At 54.4% G+C, this 23,692-nt stretch carries 30 protein-coding genes and 5 pseudogenes; 7 read left to right on the top strand and 28 right to left on the bottom strand.

The window, feature by feature from the left end; genetic code table 11:
* Positions 1-20: 20 nt before the first annotated feature.
* The 10 genes and pseudogenes from N6G83_RS46290 to ssb form a co-directional block, all read right to left on the bottom strand.
* Positions 21-179 carry a hypothetical protein gene (locus N6G83_RS46290; RefSeq protein WP_162180130.1) on the bottom strand — a complete coding sequence of 53 codons (159 nt, stop codon included), beginning with the start codon at positions 177-179 and terminating at the stop codon, positions 21-23.
* A gap of 56 nt (positions 180-235) precedes the next feature.
* Positions 236-511 carry a hypothetical protein gene (locus tag N6G83_RS46295; protein ID WP_032700867.1) on the bottom strand — a complete coding sequence of 92 codons (276 nt, stop codon included), beginning with the start codon at positions 509-511 and terminating at the stop codon, positions 236-238.
* Positions 512-1,329: 818 nt separating this feature from the next.
* On the bottom strand, positions 1,330-1,611 hold the full coding sequence (locus tag N6G83_RS46300; protein WP_004118961.1) for a helix-turn-helix domain-containing protein: 282 nt from the start codon (positions 1,609-1,611) through the stop codon (positions 1,330-1,332).
* Positions 1,592-1,921, bottom strand: a complete 330-nt coding sequence (locus N6G83_RS46305) for a type II toxin-antitoxin system RelE/ParE family toxin (protein ID WP_004118963.1) — start codon at positions 1,919-1,921, stop codon at positions 1,592-1,594. The genes N6G83_RS46300 and N6G83_RS46305 overlap by 20 nt, the downstream gene beginning before the upstream one ends.
* A 208-nt stretch (positions 1,922-2,129) precedes the next feature.
* Positions 2,130-2,328 (bottom strand): annotated as a pseudogene (locus tag N6G83_RS54990) (theronine dehydrogenase); the annotation flags it as partial.
* A complete protein-coding gene (locus N6G83_RS46315; RefSeq protein WP_004118966.1) occupies positions 2,325-3,053 on the bottom strand; it encodes a plasmid SOS inhibition protein A in 729 nt (242 codons plus the stop codon). The gene N6G83_RS46315 and the pseudogene N6G83_RS54990, both read right to left, overlap by 4 nt.
* Positions 3,050-3,481, bottom strand: a complete 432-nt coding sequence (gene psiB / locus N6G83_RS46320; RefSeq protein ID WP_004118968.1) for a conjugation system SOS inhibitor PsiB — start codon at positions 3,479-3,481, stop codon at positions 3,050-3,052. Before psiB ends, N6G83_RS46315 begins: the two co-directional genes overlap by 4 nt.
* Before the next feature lie 43 nt (positions 3,482-3,524).
* Positions 3,525-5,582: a ParB/RepB/Spo0J family partition protein gene (locus tag N6G83_RS46325; RefSeq protein ID WP_032700842.1), complete on the bottom strand. Its 2,058-nt coding sequence runs from the start codon at positions 5,580-5,582 to the stop codon at positions 3,525-3,527.
* Between the two features lie 68 nt (positions 5,583-5,650).
* Positions 5,651-5,884: a DUF905 domain-containing protein gene (locus tag N6G83_RS46330; protein WP_009654057.1), complete on the bottom strand. Its 234-nt coding sequence runs from the start codon at positions 5,882-5,884 to the stop codon at positions 5,651-5,653.
* Between the two features lie 48 nt (positions 5,885-5,932).
* Positions 5,933-6,481, bottom strand: a complete 549-nt coding sequence (ssb, locus tag N6G83_RS46335) for a single-stranded DNA-binding protein (RefSeq protein WP_009654061.1) — start codon at positions 6,479-6,481, stop codon at positions 5,933-5,935.
* 316 nt (positions 6,482-6,797) lie between these two features.
* Between ssb and N6G83_RS46345 the strand changes: the two are divergent.
* Positions 6,798-7,041, top strand: a pseudogene (locus N6G83_RS46345) (hypothetical protein); the annotation flags it as partial.
* A 273-nt stretch (positions 7,042-7,314) separates the two neighbouring features.
* On the opposite strand, the gene N6G83_RS46350 reads toward N6G83_RS46345, so the two are convergent.
* The 4 genes from N6G83_RS46350 to N6G83_RS46365 all read right to left on the bottom strand — a co-directional run bounded on the left by N6G83_RS46350 (position 7,315) and on the right by N6G83_RS46365 (position 9,967).
* Positions 7,315-7,878 carry a class I SAM-dependent methyltransferase gene (locus tag N6G83_RS46350; RefSeq protein WP_032700843.1) on the bottom strand — a complete coding sequence of 188 codons (564 nt, stop codon included), beginning with the start codon at positions 7,876-7,878 and terminating at the stop codon, positions 7,315-7,317.
* A gap of 48 nt (positions 7,879-7,926) precedes the next feature.
* Positions 7,927-9,234, bottom strand: coding sequence for a DUF3560 domain-containing protein (locus N6G83_RS46355; protein WP_086544384.1), 1,308 nt, complete (start codon positions 9,232-9,234; stop codon positions 7,927-7,929).
* Between the two features lie 125 nt (positions 9,235-9,359).
* Positions 9,360-9,590: a hypothetical protein gene (locus tag N6G83_RS46360; RefSeq protein WP_032700845.1), complete on the bottom strand. Its 231-nt coding sequence runs from the start codon at positions 9,588-9,590 to the stop codon at positions 9,360-9,362.
* A gap of 128 nt (positions 9,591-9,718) precedes the next feature.
* Complete coding sequence (locus tag N6G83_RS46365; RefSeq protein WP_223306709.1) at positions 9,719-9,967, bottom strand: hypothetical protein; 249 nt, start codon at positions 9,965-9,967, stop codon at positions 9,719-9,721.
* Positions 9,968-10,059: 92 nt separating this feature from the next.
* Between N6G83_RS46365 and N6G83_RS46370 the strand changes: the two are divergent.
* Positions 10,060-10,272 (top strand): annotated as a pseudogene (locus N6G83_RS46370) (hypothetical protein); the annotation flags it as partial.
* Between the two features lie 110 nt (positions 10,273-10,382).
* Here the strand turns inward: N6G83_RS46370 and N6G83_RS46375 are convergent.
* The 11 genes and pseudogenes from N6G83_RS46375 to parM all read right to left on the bottom strand — a co-directional run bounded on the left by N6G83_RS46375 (position 10,383) and on the right by parM (position 16,766).
* Entirely contained in the window at positions 10,383-10,628 is a 246-nt protein-coding gene (locus tag N6G83_RS46375; protein WP_074172513.1) for a DNA polymerase III subunit theta, read from the bottom strand.
* A gap of 185 nt (positions 10,629-10,813) precedes the next feature.
* Positions 10,814-11,005 (bottom strand): hypothetical protein, encoded by a 192-nt coding sequence (locus tag N6G83_RS46380; protein ID WP_032700847.1) that lies wholly within the window; start codon positions 11,003-11,005, stop codon positions 10,814-10,816.
* 77 nt (positions 11,006-11,082) lie between these two features.
* Complete coding sequence (locus N6G83_RS46385) at positions 11,083-11,511, bottom strand: antirestriction protein (protein ID WP_032700848.1); 429 nt, start codon at positions 11,509-11,511, stop codon at positions 11,083-11,085.
* A gap of 169 nt (positions 11,512-11,680) precedes the next feature.
* On the bottom strand, positions 11,681-12,466 hold the full coding sequence (locus N6G83_RS46390; protein WP_042946295.1) for a hypothetical protein: 786 nt from the start codon (positions 12,464-12,466) through the stop codon (positions 11,681-11,683).
* A 53-nt stretch (positions 12,467-12,519) separates the two neighbouring features.
* Positions 12,520-12,939, bottom strand: a complete 420-nt coding sequence (locus N6G83_RS46395) for a DUF1380 family protein (protein WP_032700850.1) — start codon at positions 12,937-12,939, stop codon at positions 12,520-12,522.
* Positions 12,940-12,950: 11 nt separating this feature from the next.
* Positions 12,951-13,172: a hypothetical protein gene (locus tag N6G83_RS46400; protein WP_032700851.1), complete on the bottom strand. Its 222-nt coding sequence runs from the start codon at positions 13,170-13,172 to the stop codon at positions 12,951-12,953.
* Positions 13,172-13,852: a DNA methylase gene (locus N6G83_RS46405; protein WP_032700852.1), complete on the bottom strand. Its 681-nt coding sequence runs from the start codon at positions 13,850-13,852 to the stop codon at positions 13,172-13,174. Before N6G83_RS46405 ends, N6G83_RS46400 begins: the two co-directional genes overlap by 1 nt.
* A gap of 377 nt (positions 13,853-14,229) precedes the next feature.
* A pseudogene (locus N6G83_RS46410) lies at positions 14,230-14,509 on the bottom strand (hypothetical protein).
* A gap of 317 nt (positions 14,510-14,826) precedes the next feature.
* Positions 14,827-15,057: a hypothetical protein gene (locus N6G83_RS46415; RefSeq protein WP_032700853.1), complete on the bottom strand. Its 231-nt coding sequence runs from the start codon at positions 15,055-15,057 to the stop codon at positions 14,827-14,829.
* A gap of 63 nt (positions 15,058-15,120) precedes the next feature.
* On the bottom strand, positions 15,121-15,792 hold the full coding sequence (locus N6G83_RS46420; RefSeq protein ID WP_032700854.1) for a plasmid partitioning/stability family protein: 672 nt from the start codon (positions 15,790-15,792) through the stop codon (positions 15,121-15,123).
* Positions 15,793-15,794: 2 nt separating this feature from the next.
* The gene (gene parM, locus N6G83_RS46425) at positions 15,795-16,766 is read right to left on the bottom strand and encodes a plasmid segregation protein ParM domain-containing protein (protein ID WP_032425559.1); all 972 of its coding nucleotides are present in this window, start codon (positions 16,764-16,766) and stop codon (positions 15,795-15,797) included.
* Between the two features lie 231 nt (positions 16,767-16,997).
* Here parM and umuD point away from each other — a divergent pair, with 231 nt between their 5' ends.
* The gene (gene umuD / locus N6G83_RS46430; RefSeq protein WP_001568036.1) at positions 16,998-17,429 is read left to right on the top strand and encodes a translesion error-prone DNA polymerase V autoproteolytic subunit; all 432 of its coding nucleotides are present in this window, start codon (positions 16,998-17,000) and stop codon (positions 17,427-17,429) included.
* On the top strand, positions 17,429-18,700 hold the full coding sequence (locus tag N6G83_RS46435) for a Y-family DNA polymerase (protein ID WP_260524208.1): 1,272 nt from the start codon (positions 17,429-17,431) through the stop codon (positions 18,698-18,700). The genes umuD and N6G83_RS46435 overlap by 1 nt, the downstream gene beginning before the upstream one ends.
* An 81-nt stretch (positions 18,701-18,781) precedes the next feature.
* Here N6G83_RS46435 and N6G83_RS46440 read toward each other — a convergent pair whose 3' ends face one another.
* Both N6G83_RS46440 and N6G83_RS46445 read right to left on the bottom strand, forming a co-directional pair.
* Complete coding sequence (locus N6G83_RS46440; RefSeq protein WP_021312406.1) at positions 18,782-19,756, bottom strand: ParB family protein; 975 nt, start codon at positions 19,754-19,756, stop codon at positions 18,782-18,784.
* Positions 19,756-20,961 (bottom strand): AAA family ATPase, encoded by a 1,206-nt coding sequence (locus N6G83_RS46445; RefSeq protein ID WP_011977818.1) that lies wholly within the window; start codon positions 20,959-20,961, stop codon positions 19,756-19,758. Before N6G83_RS46445 ends, N6G83_RS46440 begins: the two co-directional genes overlap by 1 nt.
* A gap of 129 nt (positions 20,962-21,090) precedes the next feature.
* Between N6G83_RS46445 and N6G83_RS46450 the strand changes: the two are divergent.
* Positions 21,091-21,166, top strand: a pseudogene (locus N6G83_RS46450) (hypothetical protein); the annotation flags it as partial.
* Between the two features lie 518 nt (positions 21,167-21,684).
* Here N6G83_RS46450 and repE read toward each other — a convergent pair.
* A complete protein-coding gene (gene repE / locus N6G83_RS46455) occupies positions 21,685-22,440 on the bottom strand; it encodes a replication initiation protein RepE (RefSeq protein ID WP_001568031.1) in 756 nt (251 codons plus the stop codon).
* 739 nt (positions 22,441-23,179) lie between these two features.
* Between repE and N6G83_RS46460 the strand changes: the two genes are divergently transcribed.
* On the top strand, positions 23,180-23,293 hold the full coding sequence (locus tag N6G83_RS46460) for a hypothetical protein (RefSeq protein WP_162180131.1): 114 nt from the start codon (positions 23,180-23,182) through the stop codon (positions 23,291-23,293).
* Between the two features lie 128 nt (positions 23,294-23,421).
* The gene (locus N6G83_RS46465) at positions 23,422-23,679 is read left to right on the top strand and encodes a hypothetical protein (RefSeq protein WP_032700766.1); all 258 of its coding nucleotides are present in this window, start codon (positions 23,422-23,424) and stop codon (positions 23,677-23,679) included.
* Positions 23,680-23,692 lie beyond the last annotated feature (13 nt).

Consider the following 23,692-nt stretch of genomic DNA (forward strand, 5'->3'; position numbering starts at 1 on the left):
TCTCCTTCTGGTTCAATTGGTTACTTCACGCCTAAACGCCGGAACATATCTGCGATAATGTTTCGACGTGCATATGACGCACCGGCAGCTTTCAAATCAGCCAGGACATTAAAGGCATAGCTGGCGCTCTTTCCGTGAAATGCCAGTACCTTTGCTGCGATCGGTTCCGGGCAGGCCATAACCCATCTTTCGGTAGATTCAAAAGCGGCGGTGTTGACGTTGTTGTTTTGTGTGTTCATAGCTGGTTGTCCTGGATATTGAAGCCTGCACGCTCAATCAGGCGCACAAACTGTTTGAAATGATCCGCTTCAGCCACGTTGATATGACAGAACTGCTTATCCACGCCACGGCTGAGGGCATAGCCATAGCTGAAGCTCATTTTTTCCGGGTGGCTTCTGCGATATTTTTTCAGCGCAACAAGGCTGCTGAATTCCATGACGTCCCACTCTTCCTCTGAGTTTTTTGGCTTATCAGCAACGAGGATCGTGTATGACACGGCTTTTCCCCCCATCTTTCTGGAAGATTCTTGAGCGGCGGTTTTGACGTTTCGTGTGTGCATTCTGGTTTTCTCCTGTGGTGATGGTTGTCCATCTCCCTGGTGAGTTCTCTCGCGGCACAGGGCAAAGGAGCAACGCTGTAAGGAGGAGAACAAGGGGCGGAGACAAAAAGTTTTTGCGGTCCCTGGCAAAAAGTTTTTGGCGGAGTTTATTTACCCCTTGTGCGACGACACGGCGGTGCTACGACCAGCCCTCCGCGTGAGGACACACGGGGGATGGCCTCACCGGGGGGACAGGATGCACACACCCGACACGTCGGAACGGCGTGGCGCCATAAAAGTGACGGCAGCTTTATCGCCGGCACGGTGAAAGCGGCGCATCCTGACAAGGATGCAGCAAGCGTGAATTTGAATTTGCGTCAGGATGGAAGCCCGCAGGGCAGAGACAGCCTGCTGGCTCTGTTCACGACAGCCGTGTCCCTAAAGGGACGACGCCCGGATCGGAATTCATTGGGTTCGCCTGTAAGGATAAATACCGGAAGGGATAAAAAGCAGCATGCCGGATGAGATATAACAGGGATGAATAATTAATCATGATGAGATAAGCCCGCGCCGTAATAATACGGGCGGCGCGTAGCGCAGCCGGTATTATCCGGCACCGCAGGTGAGCAGCCTTTTCCCGCAGTCGGGCAGGTTATCCCCTGCCCTTCTGGTTATTTACGCCACCTTCTGTCATGCCCTGTCTGTGAGAATCGATACAACACATGCGCATAATTGCTATAAGACAAAATGCTGGGGCTGACAGAAACAAAAGGCCAGCCCCGGCCGGTTGCTCAGTACAGTGCAATGACAGGCTTCTTGATACCGCAGGCATGAGCGTATCGGGTCAGCGTGTCAATGCTGGCTTTGGTGATGTTGTTTTCCAGGCGGGAAATAACCGGAGGTGTAACCCCCATGCGTTCAGCAACCTGCGCTTTTGTCAGGTTGTCATGCTTACGCCATTCTGCCAGCAGCTCTCTGAGCTTCTCCTTGCGTTCTTCTTCCTGCCATGCAGCGCGATATTCATCGTCCTGCATCCACTCGCTATGCAGTTCTTTATGGCTTACCAGTTTCATTGAGTACCTCCGCTAAACGCTTTTTGGCGAGATCGATTTCTTTCGCTGGCGTTTTCTGTGACTTTTTGATGAAAACCCGCAGCATAATGATGGTATTGCCTTTGTGGTATACCCATATGCCCCTGGCGATGTCCGTCCCCATCGTGCGGATCTCGAAAAGTCCATCGCCCAGAGGCCTGGTGTCTGGTTCCCGCAGCAACCGGGCATCATATTCCAGTTTGCCGATGAGACGGTCAAACTTCACCCTGATTTTTACGGGTAATGCTGTGGCTTCTTCCCTGGCATCCGGATGATAAACGACGCTAAACATGTGACCTCCCGTTTCCTGTATATTAACCTACAGGCTAATTTCAATCAAAGTAAAGTTAACCTATAAGCTAATTTTCTGGCAGTTATCTTAGCGGCCTGGTCATTATCACGGACTGAAAGAATTTTTACGTGCCTGTGGCTTTTCAAATGGCTACGATGGATTGCCCGGACAAGGCCAGTATTTCGATAATCCAGGGGTGGATTTGTTCTGCTTGCCTTTGTCCGGGCACCAATCTAAGCGGCACGCTCTGCCTCCCAAAGAGAAAACCCACGCACACCGCATATCCTGCGCCCGCCACCCAGCGCGACATGATCGATTAGGGAGCAGGTTTCCCGGCTTCCACGACGTCGGAGACCAGTTTATGCGGTCCGGTCCAGTTTCCAGCGCGGGGAATAGCGCCACTTCATCCGCGGCTCCGGTGTGTCAGCTTGTTCGGGACCTGCCAGCGTTCTGCCTGACGCACAGACTCCGGTGTCTCTCTCACAATGAAGCTGATTTCATGCATGACACCATACAGCGGCTCCCCGGCATCCCGCAGCCAGTCCAGGGAGACCAGCGAGGCAAACCGCGATCGCCAGTTCCAGAAGGCAGGCTCCAGATCCCGCGCGTCAAACTCGTCAGCCCACTGGCGGTACCAGGTGTTAACGGTCTCCGGTGACTGAAAGTTAAGCTCCGTGATAGCCTGCCCCAGCAGGTTCTGTCGCAGCAACCAGGTATGTGCTATCTCTTTGCCTTCACGCCGAACTCTCCGGGTGAACGCAATATTTTCACGCTGCATCCGCCGATCGGTTCGGGTGTGAATCACTTCCGGAAAAAGTTCAGCCTGAACATCGGTTGTCAGCGGCAGCGGGCAGCATTCCCCCTGACTGGCAATCAGCGTATCCAGTGCCTCTTCCACCTGCTTCAGATTATTCAGCCGGTCTTTCGGATCACGGTGCAGGCCGGGAATACTCCGGGCGACGGCGCTGTTAATTCGACTGCAACCGGTCAGCATGCGCAGGAACGTGCGGACATGGGGCATCGAGGGCAAACGAGCTCCCCGAAACCGGGCGTCTTCCACGAACATGATGGCCTGCAAAGCAGCCTGGCGTGCAGGTTTCAGGGTCACAATGGCATGGGATGAGGGGATCACAGTTCGCCCTCCTGAGCCAGGGTGCTGATGATACTGGCAAAGGAATAGCCGTCAGTATCGAGACACGCTATCAGTGCCAGCGTGTGGGAGATCAACTCCGGGTTAAATGTTTCCATGCTACGAACAACGGAGAACGGCTGGCCGCCACGGGTCACAAAAACGACCATCCAGCGCGTACTCAGCTCTCCCGGACTGCAGACCGCCACATCAAAATGACCGTGAGAGGGGGAAAAACGGATCTGTACCGGAAAGAATCCGCCGAATTCACTTTTGTACTCTCCGTTGACGTCCCAGCTCTCCGGACAGGACAGATCCCGCATCACGGCATGGGTGAGTTCACGGCGAAAATCTTCACCGGCGGCGCGGTAGTCTTCCAGCTCTCCGGCGAACATGGTTTTCAGGACATCGGTGGTAATGATCGTGTGCATAGGTTTCTCCTTACCGCCGCCCCCCAGGGCGGCGTCTCCGTTATCAGGCGGCGCAGGCCGGGTTGTTATGGTCGGTGACGTGGTCGACATCAGCGTCTGTATCGCTCTGACTCGTTGCCAGACTGAGTTCAGACTTTGCGGCAGGCTGTTTCTGGTTGTCGGCACTGGTCATCCATTCCGGAACCCACCGGGTTTTTGACAGGAAGTGCTCTGCATGTTCAGCGGCATCCTTTTTCTTCATTTTCGCGGCGTCCTGTGCTGCGCCAGTCAGTCCGGCCTGAGAGAGTGCCTGTACAATGTGTGGCTGCTTCATGTGCGAGAAAAGGTTATCAGCCGTCGGTTTCCACCAGTCGCGAAGGTCAAACTGGATGGCGTTTTCCACCCCATCCAGCGAACTCTGGTGTTTACGACCAAACTCATCCTTGCCCTGTACACCATCAATAGAACAGGCGGTGCAGAAAGCCATCAACGCCATCAGGGTTGCGCCATCGAGCGTAAAGAAGGTGGTCATATCCTTTCGCCAGTTTTCCGGCAGCAGGGCTTCAAGGCGTTCTTTTTCAGCCTGGATTGCCTGAAACGCAACGCTGTTTTCACCGTCAGGTGCTTCACGGGTCAGCGCGTAATGCGACACACTCACGCTAATGCAGAACGGCTCTTTGACGGACGTCGTGGTATGGAAAACCGAATTACACAGTTTCCAGACCATCAGCGCGATGGCTTTCTGCGGCTGCTGCAACAGGGCCGCCTGAACCGCCAGTGTGCGTTCAGAAGAAAGGCGGGTCAGCAACGGGACACTGACGGCGTCCAGCGGATCGACTTTTTCAGGAGCCTGATCGGTGGATGCATCCTTCTCCTTTATTTTTTCATCGGCGCACAGCACCACACCGCGCTGTACTTTCACCTCCTGACCAGTCCAGGAAACCACCACTCCGGCGGATTGCTTCATTTCATCGGGCCATGTCCGGTGTTCAGCGCGAAACTCAATGGTCTGCTGTTCATGCCAGACCTCATTGAGTTCACCTGCAACACGCTCCCCGTCATCCCCGGTATTTTGTACTTCGAGTTCTTCTTCGCGTTGTGCAAGGAAGGCAAGTCGTTCCGATTCGGCTTCGGTATATGCCACAGGCGGGACAGCATGCAGACGCCAGATTTTAGTATCCTTCCCGTAGTGAGAAATCGGTTCAAGGCGGCCATCGCACCATGACCAGCCTTCTGCTTCGCGAAGGTGTTCCGCGATACTCTGCAGTTTTTCCAGCAGGGCGGTATCGAGAGAAGCACTTTTGACATAGCCGCCGTTTTCGCTGCTGAAGAGATCAACCCGGATTTCTTCCGGACTGAATGCGGCCTCTCCCACAAAGCGGAATTTGTCGCCGTTTGTGGAGACCTCTTCTGAGGTAATGAGGTTACGGATCGAGGACACTGATACTTCATTATTCCAGGACCGTTTGCGGGCGGATTCCAGCACTTCCACCTGGCGTTTCTGATCGCTTTCGAGCGCCAGTGACTGGCAGTGTTCGGTGGTGATTTCATCCTTCGCCAGCGCCTCCAGAATGTCGGGAGCCAGTTCGGTCAGCTTCAACATACGCTGAACATGACGGGTACCGAACCCCAGCAAGTCACCAATCTGCGCGGGGGTTTTCCCCTGTGCTGCCAGCGTGCGGAACCCGGCGATCTGTTCAGACGGATGCATTGCCATCTGCTGTTCGTTTTCTGCCATTGATGCCGCAACAGCCAGTTCATCAGGTACCTTTTTCACCATCACCTGATATCCGGCATCGATACGGTTTTCACTCTGCAGGAGCTGCAGAGCTTTCAGGCGACGACCACCTGCAGCCACACCACACTGCCCGTCATGAAGAGAATGAACGACCAGATTCTGCAACAGGCCAAGCGCTTCAATGGAGTCTGCCATTGAGCGTACTTTCTCCACCGGATAAGGGATGGTCCTGACGTTCAGGGGAGATTTTACCAGTGCCGTCACCGGGACATACTCAATCGGCGCGGCATCGAGAGCCGCTTTCAGGGCGGCGGCTTCGGCAGGTTTCACCGATTTTTTGCTGGTTTTTGGTGCAGTTTTTACCTTAGACTCTGTTGCAGACATAATTGATACCTCTCTGATATTGATGACTGTCTGCCGGACAGCCCCCCCTGTCCGGCACCTCTTACTGCTTATTGCGTGTTACGGATGCCATAACGTTCGATATAACGGTTGAGCCATTTCCCGGCATCCGCTTCAAAATTCCATGCGCGCCACACCATTTCGCCGTTCTGACGAACGACCAGGCGAAAATGCGAACCCTGATCGTCTTCAATGGCGACATTTTCAAACTGTGCCGCCACCGCTTCAGCCTGTGCTCTGGTGAAGGTGTCATCCGGTAACGGACCGTTATCGTAAATACTCATCTCTCTCCTTTCGGCCCCACCTGGGCAGGGCCGGCCTGAAACGGGTTATCAGAACGGGGCATCGTCATCCATCGGCGGGTAATCATCCGGGGACGGCTGCGGGGGTTGCTGGGACGGCGCGGCACTCTGACGGCCTTTTTTACCGCCCTTCGCTTTCGGGGATGCCACAGGGGGTTCAGCAGGTTGTACCGGAGTCTGCGGCTGTGCGGGCTGATGAGGTACGGCGCTCTCTGACGAACTGCCCTCACGACGCCCACCCAGCATCTGCATCGTGCCGTTCTGCCCGACCAGCACCTCGGTGACATAGCGTGTGGTTCCGGCCTCATCCTGCCAGTTGCGGGTGCGCAGCTGGCCCTCGATGTAGACCTGAGCGCCTTTACGCAAGTATTCCCCCGCCACTTCCGCGAGCTTGCCGAACATGACCACACGGTGCCATTCGGTGTTTTCGCGCAGTTCCCCGCTCTGTTTGTCACGCCATGTTTCCGATGTGGCCAGCGTCAGGTTGGCCACCGCGCTCCCGTTGGGTATATAACGCACGTCCGGGTCCTGCCCCAGATGACCAACCAGAATGACTTTATTGATGCCTCGTGCTGCCATGATGACTCTCCTTACTCCGTTGTTTTGCTTTTAAAACCCCATCATCCGTTGAGTTACCGGAAGCCGCGGTTTTGACGTTTGCGGGAACCTGCTGTTTTGTTCCCGGAGGTATGACCTTCACCCGTTTGAGAACCTTCGCCGCAAGGGCGTCAACGAGCACGGCCCGGTGCAGCTGTCCGGGGTGAGCGGGAAATTTTTTCCGGTCTAATGGAGAGAAGCGAAATGGCCGGAAAAAATTTATTGCGAAAGGCCACGCCGGCCCTGGACAGCCAGGCGGGTTGTGCTTGTCTCAGCCCCGGCGAAAGGGACTTAAACGGTGAAAAGGCACAGGAGAGGAAATGAGCAGGGACCCGCCGCAACGTCGGGGCGCGGCACGCGAAACGGCGGTGCCCCTTACAGCCCGGCGGTCACTGGCCGGGGTGCAGGGAGCGCAGGGCACGGCGCGACAGGGCGGCGCCTCCGGAACGGAGGCTGCAAGCCTGCCGTTGACGTTGCGTCATGGGATGGAAGCCCGACAGGGCGGAGACAGCCTGGCTGGCTCCGTTCACGACAGCCCGCCCGGACGCCCACTGCAGGACCTGAAATAAACGAAGAGCAAAAAGAAAAGCCGGCAGAAACAGATGGATGACCACGCTCCATCAGCGGCTCATCCGGAACAGGAAAAAAGGAACAACAGTAAACCAGAATACCAGAAGGAAGAGAGGGACAGGATGAACGCGGAGAGGGAGAGCCGGCGGCGCGTCAGCGCGGCCCGGTCCTCCTGCGCCGCAGGCGTGCGGCCTTTTCCGGCGCGGCCAGACGGGGGCACACTCCCCCGCCGGGCTAACCGGCTTTCAGGCAGCTATCCTGAGCAGAACAGTTGAAACGTCGGTATACGTGAATGTGCCTCGCGGCAATGGCTCCCAGACATCAGCAAGCGGCTTCAGTATGGATTGTTGTCGCGGCCCGTTCAGACAGACCGCAGTGACCACGCCGCCGGGTGCCAGCAGCGTCACTGCCCGCTGTATATGCCGGATATCCTGCGCATGGTTAAACGGTGGATTCATGATAATTTTGCTGTAGTGCTTTTCCGGCCGGTATTCCAGAAAATCACCCAGCCAGACGCTGACGCCCGGGAAATGATCCCGGAGATGGCAGACCAAATCCGCGTTCAGCTCCACGGCGTCACACTGTGCCCGTGGCGCGCCTTCCCTGACCGCCCGTAGAATGGCGCCCGTTCCGGCGCTGGGCTCCAGAACATGATCAGAGTCCACCACCTCCGCCAGACTGACCAGCCGACGACAGAGCGGATCGGGCGAGACAAACAGCTGTGAACTGGCCCGGATTTCTGTCACAGGCATCCGGTCATCCAGCCTGGCCCGCATCGTCTGAATACGCGCCCTGAGTTCTCTGTGCATAAGTCAACCTCCCTGATCTCCCCGGCAACCTGCCGGGGAGTCTGCCTGTCATTTTTTCGGAATTTCAACGGTTTTCATGTCAGTGATATAGACATTCACCAGCGTACAGCCGTGCGTCATGCAGCGGCGAAAGCGGTACGCGCCGTGCGTCTCAGTTTCGGCCACACCCCGGACAGCCTTATAGTCCCCCGGCATTCTGGCCCATTCGGCTTTGGTCATCTCCCGGGATCCCTCCCCCGGATAGTTGACGATCGGGGGACGTTTTGCGGCCTGTTTCGCGGTGCTGACCTCTTCGGCTGAGGGAGCTTTATAGTCAGTGATGCGGTCCGGGGTCAGTTTCATGGTGCCGCCGTAGCCCAGAAAACGGTAACAGGGAGTTTCCACCGAACTAACCTGACCATTGCTTTTGTTGATGCGGATGATGGTTAACCACTCGCCCCGGCTCAGCACCTGCCCGCCAGGCTCAAATTCCTGTGTCCGGGTGACCACACCGCCGCTTTCATCCAGCATGGCGCGCTCATAGCTCAGACGGTTGCGATAATGATGAACCCAGCGTTGCTGATGGCGGATTGTGCGTTCATGGCAGCGGATCGCAATATCCCGCGCCTGTTCAAAAGTAATGATGTCCTCAGACAGGGCAGAATGGAGAGACATCGAGCCCTCATACTGGCTTTTCTCTGCCGGGCGGGGGTATTTGTCTAGCGTGAAGCTGGCATAAATATGGTCATAATTACTGACCAGTAACGCCATTTTCAGATCAAGAGTCTGCGCGCGCCACATCGTCAGATACTTTTCAGACCGGGCAATGTGCTTTTCTGCCTTGCGTAATTCCGCCTCAATTTTTTTGATACGACGGTAACGCACATCCGGACGCTCTTTGTACTTCGCGTGCCGTAAAGAGGCCTGCGCGCGCTCTTCCCAGTATTCTGCGCGTTCGAACAGCATCACCGCGCGTTTCATACCGTTTTCAATCTTCTGCGCATCCCGGCGCGCGCGGCGTTCGCTATGATGGCCAACCAGGATCGGCTGACCGAAGGGGATAGCCGACGCCAGCGCGTCCACATGCGCAAGCTCCCGCTCAGATTCACCGGCGCGTTTGTCGCTGTAGTCGTTAAAGCGTTCCGCGCGTTGCTCCTGACGGTCAAAGAGTGTGCTGTCTTCGTCCCCGATATCACCGGCGAGAGACAGTAACACATCCTCGCGGCCCGGTGTCCAGGCTGGCGCCACAAACAGTCCCTGTTTCGGCGCCCACCGGAACCCCGCATCATGCACTTTTTTATACGTCTCTTCATCGAGACGGAGCGAGGCATAAAGCCGCAACTTGTTATCATCCGGGGAATAGGTCCCCCGATACATCTGGCCGATCTCCTCTTCAGCGCCGGTCTGCGGGATAGTGTCAGCACTGAGTGTCTGTGCAAAAGCCTGAGTCATAACTTTTCTCCTTCCTGCGGTTGCCGCCCCTCGCGGGGCGGCTCACCTCATCAGTTAAATGCGCGTTTCAGTTCGAGCGTGCGGAGCACCTGCCCAAAAGCGGCGTTTTTCATCGCGGGGATATGAACGCCGCGCCCCTTGCGGTGACTTCTGGCGATATGGCGGCCAAAAGCCTTTAACGCGGGGTCAATCTCCGGCGCGGGAATATCGGCGCGGAAAATGCGCGGATGACGGCGGGGCTTTACAGCCTCTGCGGAAGGTGAAACAATGGTAACGATCATTACGTTAACTCCTTCTGGTAGTTAATGAAGCCGTAGAACCGTTCGAGCGATTTTTACGGCGTGGATTAAGCAGGGGCTACCCTGCTTTTTTCATTTCTGCGGTTCGTTGTCTGCTTCTTCTGCCTCCTTTAATCAGCATCGTTTTTTTCCTGATTTTTAAAGAACATCACCCGTTGAGTTTCGGGAGCCGCGGTTTTGACGTTTGCGGGAACCGGCTGCGATATTCCCGATGGTATAAACTTCACCCGTTTGAGAACCTTCGCCGCAAGGGCGTCAACGAGCACGGCCCGGTGCAGATGTCCGGGGTGAGCGGGAAATTTTTTCCGGTCTAATGGAGCCTGCGGAATGGCCGGGGAAAATTTATTGCGAAAGGCCACGCCGGCCCTGGACAGCCAGGCGGGTTGTGCTTGTCTCAGCCCAGGCGAAAGGGGCTTAAACGGGTGATGCACCAGGAGCGGAACAGAGCGGGGACCCGCCGCAGCGTCGGAGCGCGGCACGCGAAACGGCGGTGCCCCTTACAGCCCGGCGGTCACTGGCCGGGGTGCAGGGAGCGCAGGGCACGGCGCGACAGGGCGGCGCCTCCGGAACGGAGGCTGTAAGCCTGCCGTTGACGTTGCGTCATGGGATGGAAGCCCGGCAGGGCGGAGACAGCCAGGCTGGCTCCGTTCACGACAGCCCGCCTGGACGCCCGTCGTGAAAAAGGAACGTCAGGAACGGAAATTTTTTCCTTTTCTGTACAGCACAATGCTGTGCCAGGCTGAATTCAGGAAAGCAACCACTGGCCCACTCTCCTTAACTTTCTTCTGTCTTCTGATATTCAGGAGCATTTGCGCGCGGCAGCTGCTGACTGTTCAGTCTGTGAATACGCAATCTTTCCCGGAAATACTCACGGAGATGCCCAGGCTGTTCACGCTCCGCGAGTTCGGGCACAACAGGCTTGTTCATACGCTCCTGCCATGCGACGGCAGCGGCCGCTTTATCGACGGAGACTTTGTCCTGTTCTTCTTTTGAGAAAGAGGCGATATTCCACTTTGACATCGGCATTACCGGTTAAGAAACAACTCAGGAGAGAGTATCCCCTTTCGTCGATCTTATCGACCAGTAACGGAGAGAGCGTGTGCGGCGCCGCAGGCGCGGCGAAACGCCTCTCCGGCAGGCACAGCCTGCCAGGGTTTTGCGCGCGGGCAGACAGGCGCCCTCTCCTCCTGCGCCTGCCATCGTGCTTACCGTCCTTTTCCACCCTGTAAGATGAAATGACCGGCGAGATACACGGCACACTGACAGGTCATGTACTCGCAGATTTCATCCATGACCTGTGCGGTTGTCAGTTCCCGCTGACCGGCATCACGGCGGCGGGCATTAATCAGGGCTTTGTACTGTCGGAGTATTTCACGGGTTTCTGTTGCAATATTCATCGGTATTCTCCTTAACCGGCGGGATTTCCCCGCCGTGTATGATTCCGTTACTGGATACATGCCGTCCGGGTCGTTAATCAGTCCAGCGCGGCGTAAATGGCGTTGCATTCCGGGTGAAAGGTAATGTGATCCCAGATCTGGGCATCACGCAGCATGTAAAGGTGGGTCAGGGCCGGGTTACCGCAGTCATGCCAGGACGCCAGACGACGGTTAACTGCCAGGCTGGTCAGAATAATGCCCGCCGCGTCGGCACTGACGGTACGATCGAACCAGTTTTCACCGTTCACCAGATGAACCCGCCCGCAATCAGGCATCATGTAGCCACCCCCTTCTGGTAAGCGGATGAAGTGCCAGAAACCGCCGTCAACTTCAGGCATCCATTTTTTCGCCAGGGCATACACCTGTAATTCTGCGATCATGAAATCCGTGCCGAACATGTACGGCAGGAAAGAAAGCCGATCGGACTCTTCAACATTCAGGACAGGGCGCGTTGTCACATACTGCATGGTAAAACCTCCGTCATCACATGGACTGCGACACCGCCCGCACACGCACAGCACTGACAGAGTGGAAAGCTCTCAGGCAACGTCACGCAGGGACGGGGCCGAGGAAAAGCGGAGCCGGCGACAGCCTTATCCTTCCAGGATGCTCCCGGGGGCCGCAACCCCCGGCGGTTCACGACACTGACCGGATTGTTGAAAGGGCACTGCGGACAAAGGTGATTTCTGCGCGCGCTTCTGCCATGACCTCATGTAACAGGGATAAATCCATCCACCGGCGCGCAGGCTCTCCCGGTATCCGTAACACATCACATATCTGCCCACATGCCAGGATCTGATCCACTTTGTCGCTGATAACAAAGTACTCAACGGCACTGTAGCGCGCGCCTTTGTTCTGGAGGGCATCCAGTACCACCGGTACATTGTCGTCCTCTTCGTCCAGCCAGCAGGGCATATCACTTTCCTTCACAACCAGACGGAAATTTCGTGTCTGGCGGTAAAACAGCGTTTCCCCGCGCGTGGTCAGTGCGGCCTCAATCCGGCGCGCATCCTCCCGGACCTGCCGGGAAATATCCCGCACGGCACGAAACAGGCAATCCGTCACAGCCTGAATTTCAGGCTCTGTCAGCCATTCCCCGGCCCAGGGAAAGGTTATCTGTGTTCCGTCCTCCGGCAGTTGCGGCGCGTCGGCATAGCGGCTGCCGGATAAAATAATCTGCGCTGGCGTCCCGGCTATTTTTGTCATGGCAGTTTGCAGCGCTGCGGGTACTCCACCGGTACAAAGCAAAGGAAGCAGGTGAACAATAGCGGCCGCGTCCAGACGGACATAAATACTTATCCATCCCGGTTTATTTACCGGATCACGCTGGCCAACATCGGTATGGACCGGCCATCCGTAATCAGCCAGCAGATCACGTGCACGGCGCATCACAAGGGCGTTTAAGGTGGTGGTTTCCTGCATGGTATCTTCCTCGAAACAGGGTAATGACACGCCGCCCGGGCGGCGTGTGGATGTCAGTTTTTCAGTAATGCACGCACTTTTGCTGCATCAGCAAGGCGGTGAGTAACGCTTTCCGGCACAGGATAGTTACCGTCCCGGGCGGCCCATTCCCTGCCCCACAACGCCTGTTCCGTGGTGATGAGCAGGGTTTCGAGCAGGTCAGCCGGCACCAGGACTCCCGGAACGGCCTCTTTTACCTCATCGATCAGGTCCATCACCGCACCGGCAGACACACCCGACTCAAGCCGCTGGTCTTCCGGTATGGCGTCCATGCGCTCCAGCACCGCCTTTATGTCCTGTTCAGATACGACACATTCCATCCCACCGGCCAGCGCTTCGATATCCTCCGGGGACCAGACAATCAGGTTCAGCGGGGTTTCTGCGGGATAGAGCTCACTCAGCAACCGGCAGAGGGTTTCACAGGTTCCGTACATGGTTTTTCTCCTTAGTCCTTAAAGCAGGCATCCAGCTCAAGAATGTCGTTGTACGCCGCCATAAACAGGGCATTGATGCGAAAAAGCGTCTGGCGGGTCAGGCGTTCGGCCAGCACATCGGAATCAAAGCGGTAGCGGTGCTCCATGTTGTTCAGCGTTGCCCGCAGGTCACACATGTTGTTGGCCAGTCCCGCCACCTCTGCGCGCAGCTTTTCGTGTCCGGCATAGTTCATTACGCGGCCTCCGGATAAAAGACGTCGTTGGCGGCCGGGCGCTGCATGGCGCGCTGGACAGCTGACAGGCGGGCGATTCCGGCGTTGTGGTACTGCTCCATCAGTTCAATACCGATGTAACGGCGCCCAGCCTGGAGGGCAGCCACACAGGTGGAACCAGAGCCGGCAAACGGGTCGAGAACAATGGCGTTCGGGTGTGTGAAGCTCTCGATCAGCGGCTGAAGACTGGTCACTGGCTTTTCGGTCGGATGGTGGCGGTTGCCGCTGTATTTCCAGCCCAGCACGTCCGGCAGCGGGTCCTGCGGCAGAGGCGGACGGCCTTTTGCCAGGACATAGGCGCATTCATGGCGGTAGCCGACATAGGCGGATTTGGACGCGTAAGTTTTGGTGAACACCAGATGCCCGACCACGCTGAACCCGGCACTTTTCCACGCGGCCATAAAACGATCGACGCGGTTCCAGCCATAAAAACTGACCATCAGCGCGTCCTTTTTGAGTACGCGGTACATCTGATTGCAGGCAGGCTGAAGCCATTCGTCAGTTTTGTCGCCGGCGAGGGTGCGGCCGGAACGGTCACGGAAGCCGACCAGGTACGGGGGATCGGTCAGAATGAAATCGACGGCGCGATCGGGAAAGCCGCCCATAATATCGATACAGTTACCCAGGATAAAACGGGACATAGGGATACCTCGTGGTGACAGGGGGCACTCAGGAGGACGTCGGTACGACGTCCGTTCCCTGCTGCCCGGAGCCTGTACGCCGCGACCGGTAACGGGTCAAGCTGACCGTGGAATACCGCAGCCGTCAGTCTTTCCGACGGCAAGGCTATGCCGCGAAAGCGGCTTGAAGGGCGATCATCAGAATGCGAGTGGATGGCGTAAAATCACAACGACGCCGGACAGGAGCGGAAAAGCCGCCCGTCCCGTGTCCGCCCGGGCGCGGCACACTGGCTCCGGGCAGTGACTATCCCCGCGCCAGGCGCGGCATCGATGCGGAGCAACGCGACATCATTATTTTCTGACGTACCGGGCAGGAGCTCTGCCCGGCAGATGTCATGTCAGCGTGTGGTATCCCGCCAGTCATTCCCCCACTCGTCACGCAGTACCGGGGCATCCGGCGCGCCGGTCACGGTCCACACATCGAGGAACTTCAGCCCGCGCAGGGTGCTGTTCTCCACGTCCTCGAGCAGAATGATGCTGTCAAACCAGACCACCGGGATACTCCTACCGATGCCGGTCATCCTCGCGTTTCAGGGATGGCCACCAGGTGCGCCCCATTTCCAGGACACCCGCTTCGGCCTGCTCCAGGTCAGTCGCGGATACCAGGTAATACACCATCTGCCGCACCCTTTTCGACGGCGAGGTTATGCCGCGAAAGCGGCTTGAAGGGCGTTCCTCAGCATGGCGCAAACCGCCACCACGCCAGGCAGGATTTGTAAAGGCGCCCGTCCCGTGGCAAACCGGACGCGGCACACTGGCAGCGTGCGGCAGCGGAGGCACGGGTTAACGGGTGAAAGCAGAAGAAACTGTCGGGAACCCGCTATCCACAAAACGTCTGTTTAACGCTGTGGATAACCTGGAGGCAGGTGGCGGAGAAGAGCACTAAGACAGGCGCCGCGTCAGCTGTTCTTTTTTTAAGCAAAGCGGAAAGGATATCAGCGTGGCCGGGTCTTGTCTCCGGCCACGGACAGGCCAATATAGACGCCTGCCCCCCAGATGACCTGCGACAAAATGAAAACCCACTGCGGAACGTCAAAAACCAGAAGCGGAAGCAGACACAGCGTCACAATGCCAATCAGTCGGCTGCCGAATTTCCTGCGGACCAGTTCACTGCTGTCGACGGGAATGCGGGCGAAACGGAGAACACTTCTGAATCCTGGTGACATGAGAATCTCCCTGGGGATGAAAACCATTTGATATCGGTATATTACTGGATGTGACTCGTACTTTTAGTCACCGAATGCACGCCGCATATTTTTCTTTATTTCCCGGGTATCCGAACCAGACACCGGCATGGCAGATGTTGCCGGCGTATCCGGTACTGCAGCAGCAGCCCTGTTCACGGCAGTGGTGCCGGCCATCTGCTGAACCAGTGCCTGCAGCTCACTGACCGAGGTGGGCGGTACCGGCATACTGGTCAACAGGCGCGGCAGTTCCGGTGCCGTCGTGTGGAGGGCCAGACCGGTGATAATCAGGTTTCTCAGCAGATCCCCACGCAGACGGGATGACGCTTCCGTCAGCACACTTTCCACCCGTTCCCCACTCCGGCCATTTTGAAGCGTCAGGGTGTAACGCCGGCGCTGGTATTCCGTCTCCGGTGACATGGGCAGAGCAGCCTCACCATTTTCGGGCTCATCTGGAAGTCCTGTGAGTGAGGACCAGGTTCCGGAGACCAGGGCCATAACAGCGCAAAGGCGGGCAGCGCTCAGCTGCCCGGCAAAGAACACCGGGATCAGCGCCGGTAAACGGGCATCCACCTGGTATACCACCGCCCCGGCGGTGGCGGCGGTACGGATGAACTCACCGCGCAGGGGCTGTGAGATGGTGCTGATGGTTGCCATCGCCGCGATGTCGGTGCGATCGTCGCTGTGCAGATAGAAAGAATACTGGCCGTCCGGCACGTTTAGTCCTCTTTATTGTAAAGGGCAATCTCCCTGGCCAGCGCCATCTGCGGATCGCCTATAACCTCGATACGGTCAGGGGCCAGAGGCCAGGCCTGACGGATAGCTTCTTCTATGAGGGAGGCCCCTCCCCCGACCAGGAATACCCGGTTAACGTTCCTGAAGGCAGTCAGCTCACTGGTGACTCGCGCACCCAGGGAGGTGATTGCCTCTGTTATTTTGTTCCGAACCTCGTCAATTTTACCTGCATCGTTGATCACACGCTGCAGATACTGACGATCATTGCGGTTGCGGATGACCGTGTCGGCAATAAGCGCGCTGGTTTCGCTGTCTGCCGCCCGCAGCGCGCCTGCAGCTGCGCGGGTGACCTGTGACACGCCGACAGACGGATTACCGTGTACCGCACTGATATCATCAAACTGTCCGACAATCACGCCGGCATCGAGCGTGGTTCCGCCGAGATCAATAATCAGGGTGGTCTCAGCGGGTCCGGGCTTCAGCTCCGCGAGACGGGAGAACGCCGCCGGCAGTGATTCCGGCATCACCTTCACGTCCGTTACGGTAAATGCTCTGCCCTTATTCAGAACCAGCTCACGCATCAGGTTTTCTCGTTTGCGTCGTATGTTCTCCTCGTTCCGCTGGCAGTCCCCGTCGTAATATTCACTCAGGGGCAGCGTCACGGTCAGGCTCACCGGTTGCGGCTCCAGTCCGCTGTTCAGCAGCGCATGATGCACAGCCAGCAGGTTGAGATCACCGTACTGATATTCCACGTTTGTTGTCGGGATGGCATCCCGGCTGACGCTGTCCCAGGTGTATTTCAGCGTGCCCACCTGATAATTGAACGTTGCCGCACTGAATTCCGCCACTTTCCAGCCATGCCTGAAGGAGTTCGCAGAGACCCGTGTCTGAAGCTCATCTCCTTCAAACCATGCCAGCTTAACATTAGTTGAACCATCATCGCAGTAAATATTCATCATTATGCTCCGTTAATTACACTCAATTTGATACTAATTATAAGAGCAAAATGAAAAAAACAAAGTTATATTTCTCAATATGAGCAATATAAATACATCAAAATGATTAACAATGACATTTTGAGCACCTTTATTTACTCAAAATGTTCGTGCGGCGGGCGTTCTGGATTATCGTCACGCTGTCAAATATACTGTATGCATAACCAGTGTTTTGAGATATCAGGAGGAAAGATGAAACTACAGCTTTTCAGCACCGGGAAAGAACTCCCGCCACAGGCCCATCCATTGTTTGCCGATCTGGCCAGCTGCGGTTTTCCCAGCCCTGCAGCTGACTATGTCGAGTCCGATCTGGATCTCCATGATTACTGCATACGGCATCCGAGCGCGACTTACTATCTGCGTGCCAGCGGAGACAGCATGGCCGACGGCAGTCTGTACAATGGCGATCTGCTGGTTGTGGACAGTGCTGAAAAGCCGCGGCACGGCGATATCGTTGTCGCCAGCGTACAGGGGGAGTTTACGGTGAAAAGGCTTCTGCTGACGCCACGACTGACGCTGCAGCCCATGAATGCCTCCTGGTCGCCGATTTATCCTGACCCCGACGAGCTGGATATCTTTGGCGTCGTCACGCATATCATCCACCGCCCGAGAGAGATGTACTGATGTTTGCCCTGGCCGATGTGAACAGCTTCTATGCCAGCTGTGAACGTGTTTTCCGACCGGATTTGAAAGGAAAGCCAATAGTCGTCCTGAGCAACAACGACGGGAACGTAATCGCTCGCAGCGCCGAGGCGAAGCCCTGGATCAAAATGGGGACTCCGTGGTTTCAGATAAAAAACGAAAGGTACCCGGAAAAAATATATGCGTTTTCAAGTAACTATGAACTTTACGCCTCGATGTCGGCGCGCGTGATGAACTGCCTGGAGGAACTGGCCCCCAGGGTGGAACAGTATTCAATTGATGAGATGTTCCTCGACCTGACCGGCGTGGGGCACTGTATGGAGCTTGAGGACTTCGGCCGGCAGCTGCGTCAGCACGTGTATGACTGTACCCGCCTGACCATTGGCGTGGGCGCCGGACCAACGAAAACCCTCGCAAAATCAGCCCAGTGGGCCTCAAAAGAGTGGAAACAGTTTCGTGGCGTACTCGCTCTGACCAGGGGAAATCCGCAGAGAACGCGGAAACTGCTTTCACTGCAGCCGGTTGAAGAAATCTGGGGGGTGGGTAACCGTATTGCACGCAAGCTAAATGTGCTGGGCATAAAGACCGCGCTCGATCTGGCTCTGACGAACCCGGCCTTCATCCGCAAAAATTTTTCTGTCGTCCTTGAGCGAACGGTACGGGAACTGAACGGGGAAAGCTGCCTTTCGCTTGAGGAAGCCCCTCCGACGAAACAGCAAATTGTCTGCAGCCGCAGTTTTGGCGTGAAGATCACGGAGTACGAGTCGCTCCGTCAGGCTATCTGTCAGCACGCAGAGCGGGCCTCTGAAAAGCTGCGTAAAGAGCACCAGTATTGCCGGCATATTTCCGTTTTCATCAAAACGTCTCCGTTCGCCGTTAAAGAGCCTTACTACGGCAACGTGGCTACGGAAAAACTTCTTACACCCACTCAGGACACCAGGGACATCATTGCAGCCGCCACAACGGCTCTGGAGCGTATCTGGAGGGATGGGCACCGGTATGCCAAAGCCGGAGTTATGCTGAATGACTTCACCGGCTCCGGCGTTTCGCAGCTGCAGCTGTTCGACGAACGCCCGCCACGCCCTCACAGTGCTGAGCTGATGAGGGTTCTGGACGGGATCAACAACTCAGGGCTGGGTAAAGTATGGTTTGCGGGGCGGGGTATGGCCCCGGAATGGCAGATGAAACGGGAGATGCTTTCTCCTGCTTATACGACACGATGGTCAGATATTCCTGCAGCGAAACTGGCGTGAAACTTTGGCGATTTCACCTTGAAATTCTCAGCCTAAACTGCCTAATTACAATAAGTTAGATGTGAAATCGCCATGGCGAAATTATTGACTCAAATTTCTGTCAAGGACCTCGTTGATAGCCTTGTCCAGTTCATCCTGAATCACTTTTGACATACGGCTAAACTCATAAGTCAGCGTACGCCCTTTCACACGCTTACGCGCGAACTTGTCCTTTTCTTCAAAAGACCAGAGTGGGGAAACCACTGACTTTTCCTTGGGAGATGGATCTATCAATGCCTGAGATGCCTGAGAAATCAGCTTCAGAATACTGGCTTTCTGTTCGTCTTCTGGTCGTTCGCCATCACTCAAAATTGCATCGAGCTGAGCTGATACAGACTGAATGAGTTCTTCAGGCGTTAATCCCTTTTCACTGAGTTTTTCATTAACTTCTAAAAGAAGTTTATAGTCACTAAACGATAGCTCCGACTGAACCGGGAACAGAGAAATCAAGTCTTGCGGTACGGCCGCCGCCTGCAGCGCCCTGGTAACTTTAGCCTGAGATAACCCCTCCAGTTCAGCAATTTCCTTTTGATTAAATCCGGACTCTTTAAGAGCGATCAATCTCAGGCCAATCTCCCGAAGATTATGTTCTTTAGCTGTCTGGATATCTTTAGCCAGTTGGCGAGCTTCATCAGCTGATAAATGTTCTTCGGTGACCATTACATCAAGGCCTGTACGGACAAAAATTGCTGAGGCTCGCCGTCTTGAACCATCCAGTATCTCAATCCTTTCACTTTGCTTAATACCAATACAGGGAAAGAACTGCTGAAACTTAATCGTCTGGATAATGGATTTCAGGGACTCCCTGGTCAGTGCAAGTTGATCTCTTCCGTTGTTTTCCTGGTTTACGAAGGTCTTACTTTCAACTTCAGATGCAGGCACCCGAACAAACCTGAACGTTACCTTCCTGCCGGTTTTTAAGGTAAATACCTGGCTTCTACCGGTGTCCGTCATTTCGACCATTGACGCCTGAGTATTTAACTGTCTGCCGATGGTTTTTCTTTTCTCATTCGACATCACATACCTCCGTTAGTACGAATGAACTCGATGCGATCAAAGACTGCCTTCGCAAAGTCTTCCGCTGCTGATTTTGCGCTTTTTAGTGCCTCTGTACTTCCATCATAGGTTGCTGGATTTGCTGAAATAACTGTGTCAAAAGTCTCCCCGCAGCGTTCGAAACCATCCAGTCTCGGCAGAACCATGTCTAGCATATCGGCACCGAAAACCTCTTTGGCCTGACTATGGCAAATTTTGTGATCAGACTTGTTCAGGATCTTGGACATGAAGCCGACATTACCGATGAGATTGCAGGTGTGCCCATCCATTTCGATGGAATCTATGAGGGCAGGGAGGCTGGCCACAAACTTCAGGGAAGAATGAAAATCAACCGTAGCCGGTGGAAGAGGGGTCAACATCAGGTCTGCCGCCCCAATGCAGTTTTTCAGGAACGCATCAAGGTGAGGACCACTATCAAGGAAAATAAAGTCGTAGTCATGCTGGAGCTTATCGATAATGTTCTCTTTAAGCACAGCATGAATATTTTTCCCTGGAAGATGTTCTTCACACAATCCCTTCCAGCCTTCAGCAAGGAATGCATCGTCAATGGAAGCGGGGATTACATCAACACCAGGGATAATAGACGGTACTATAAAATCGGAAAGTAATTCTTCACGAGACACATTCTGGAGCATGGCCTGAGCAGCCGTATTTTCAACCAGGCCCACTGAATTCTCATGGCTCAGGAACATTGTCAGAGATGCCTGCGGATCGAAATCGATGGCCAGAATACGCAGGTCTTCGAACAGAAGCTGAGGATGAGCTCGAAAAGCATGTGATAATGAAGCGGTAGAAACTGTCTTGGAACCACCACCTTTAAGATTACATACAAAAATCGTAAAGGCTTTATCGAAGCGATCCCTGTACTTGGGTACTTTACGATGGTTATACAGATCGATGACATTCTGAATCGTCATCGCGTATTTCATTGTATTACCAGAAGGTTTCTTTTTGAAAATGTAGCCACCGGCTTCCATTTCGGCCACAGCATACTCAACACTGCCTTTACTGAGCTTAGGCAGCTTATACAGAGCGGCTTTGCTGTATTCCTGATAGAACTCGGTAAGCTTCAATTCCTCTTTTTGCTGGCGGATACTCTCGCTCAAAGATGTCAGAAGCTTACCTGCACGTGTAGCAACTTTCCGTAACTGCTCAATATTGTCCATTTATCACCTCATGACGTTTTTTGTCATTTTGAACAAAAAGAGTCATGTTGCAAGCAAAAAATCATATTGTTTTGATTTCGCTCTCAACAGGAGGGGGGAGAAGCTCGACGGGCGTGCCACTCAATCACAGTGCCGCAACACGCAGACGCACTTATGACCATCACACAACAACTCGTACAAAAGGGTATAGAGAAGGGTATCAGCGCTCGCCGCAGCCATGTAACCGAGCGTAGCGAGCGAACTGGCGAGGAAGCGGGGAGGAACTGTACAGGCAGATAGCTCTTACGCTCAGCACAAGAAGAGTTATCCATCCTCTGTGGGAAACAGGTCAACTTCATGGACGGCCAGGGCTGCGGGAAACACCACAAGTATAGGCACACACGGATAGCCTGATCAGAGCAACAAGTGTGACAATCTGCCCTCATTGATTATGACGAACTTGCCCCCTCATGTCACATGACTAACGGGAAGAGGGGAAGACCTAGTGTGACAAACTGCACTCATTTAACTGTGACAAACTGCACTCATTTAACTGTGACAAACTGCACTCATGTATTGTGACAAATTGCCCTCAAACTTGGTTTCACTACCGGTTATAGCCAAAAAACTATGAATAAGCGCAGGCCACCAGGGATGGAACAGCAAAACTGTGACAAATCACCCTCAACCTGCCGGATCTAATGTGACGAACCACCCTCAAATCTGTGACAGATAACCCTCAAACTATTCTGTTGTCATCGAGGTAATATCACGGAAGGAAAATACGATATGAGTCGTCTGGCGGCCTTTCTTTTTCTCGATGTAAGAGAGGCGCATTGGTGTCCGGCTATTGATCTCATCAACACTTGCCTGCAGGAAACGCCGGCGAAAATCCGGCATACGCTGGTAGCTTTGAGGTAGTTGGTAGCGCTCCATGATCCAGTCGATTTTCAGAGACACGACACCTGAGCCATCAGGTTTACGGTACTGACACAGGGATTCGTATAAACGCATTGCATACGGATTGGTAATCTCTTTTGTTTCACTTAGCCGGAACTGCGTAAACCGGTTCTGTAGCCCGATGAAGAAGGGAATGAGATATGGGTTGATATGTACGCTGTAAAGCCCTCTGGATGGACTGTGCGCACGTTTGATAAACCAGGGAAAGGATTCATACCCTTTTTCATCGCCGGCATCCTCTTCAGGGCGATAGAAAACCACTTCCTTACCTGCAAAACCTTTTAAAGCCTGTCGTATATCCTTACTGGCTTCAGCGGAGGTCAGCCCGAATGTTTCAGCGTATTTAGCAACGTGAATTTCGCAAATGCCATCATGTTCTTGCAGGGAGCCGTCGGATTTTCTGATCTGATCAACGAACAGATACAGCATACGTTTTTGATCCCTGGAAAGACTATATGCCGCCTCAGTCAGCTCATTTGACTGGACAATCCGCGGGCTATTTTTACGTTTTTTATGGTTTATAACCGCTATTTCCGCCATGACAGGTCCATGTGAAGTGTGACAGGTTTTCAGATTGTCACACTTTATAAAACAGAGTCAACAGAGATGGATAACTTTGTGAAAAGCAACACTTCCTGAGGGCAATTTGTCACAGGGTTAAGGGCAACTTGTCACAGAAAGGACGGCTATTTGAGGGTAATTTGTCACACTGAAAGGGCGGTTTGTCACAGATCCCTCCCTGGAACCCGCATGGATAAAGGCCTGTGAGCATTCTAAAAATAAAGATCTAACAACTATTAAAAAAGATCTTATAAAAATATCCCCGTGGATAAGTGGATAACCCCTAGGGGAGGTGATTTTTCAGGCATTGAGCGTATGCAGAATTTATGAGTTCTGTTCCCTGGTGCTTCCTCGCTCACTCGGGGCTTTGCCCTGTCGCTCGGCTGCGGCGAGCACTGCTGGCTCGCTCATATCCGTGGCCGGAATTTAGACATACAGAACATACAGTCCAGTTCCACCGGTTGTGAGAGATCCGACCCGCCATAACTGAGTTGCGTAAGCGACTTTTCAACGCCTTACATTTAATTTTCCGCGACGTAAGGCATAAAGCTTGTTCTCTTCATTGTTGACCTACTCCGCCAACGTGACAACCCGCACGAAGATTTCTATCGTCCCTGCAGGCATATTCGAATCGTTTTTATTAACCCTGGCTGCCGTCGTGACAGAACACTACTTCCTGTAAACGGGGCCAAGGCCTATGACACACCTTAAATTAATAATGCGGAGATTTACGATAATGCCATTGCTGGAGACGTTCCTGACTGCCTCACCCGCTTCTCAGGGGGCAACAATCCTGTTCCTTGCCATGCTGATATACTGGCAAAAGCGATAAGTCCATGCGGGCTGGCCATTGGCCAGCTTCGCTGTATAAGGGGTAAAAAGCGGCATATCCAAACGCTTAGCTAGGCAATTTGAGTTCAGATATCTATGCTTGCGATCCGGACAACATGAGGAAACAAGATGAAACTTGAATATATACAGATAAACAATACCGTAAGGAGTGGTCTTAATCCTTTCACTGACGGGGTGATTATTCGTGATACAAAGGTATTGATCACGCTCAATCTCCCGGATGGTTGGAAACCCACTATTGAGGGGGAATGGCGGCATATGTCGGACGCCGACACATTGTCAGATCGTATTAAAATGCTTCAGCATGCGATTTATGAGCGGTATCAGGGATACAGTGCAGATATTCCCGCCAGTTGGGCCAGATAACTTCTGACAGACC

The sequence above is a fragment of the Serratia sp. PL7 genome, from assembly GCF_945957435.1.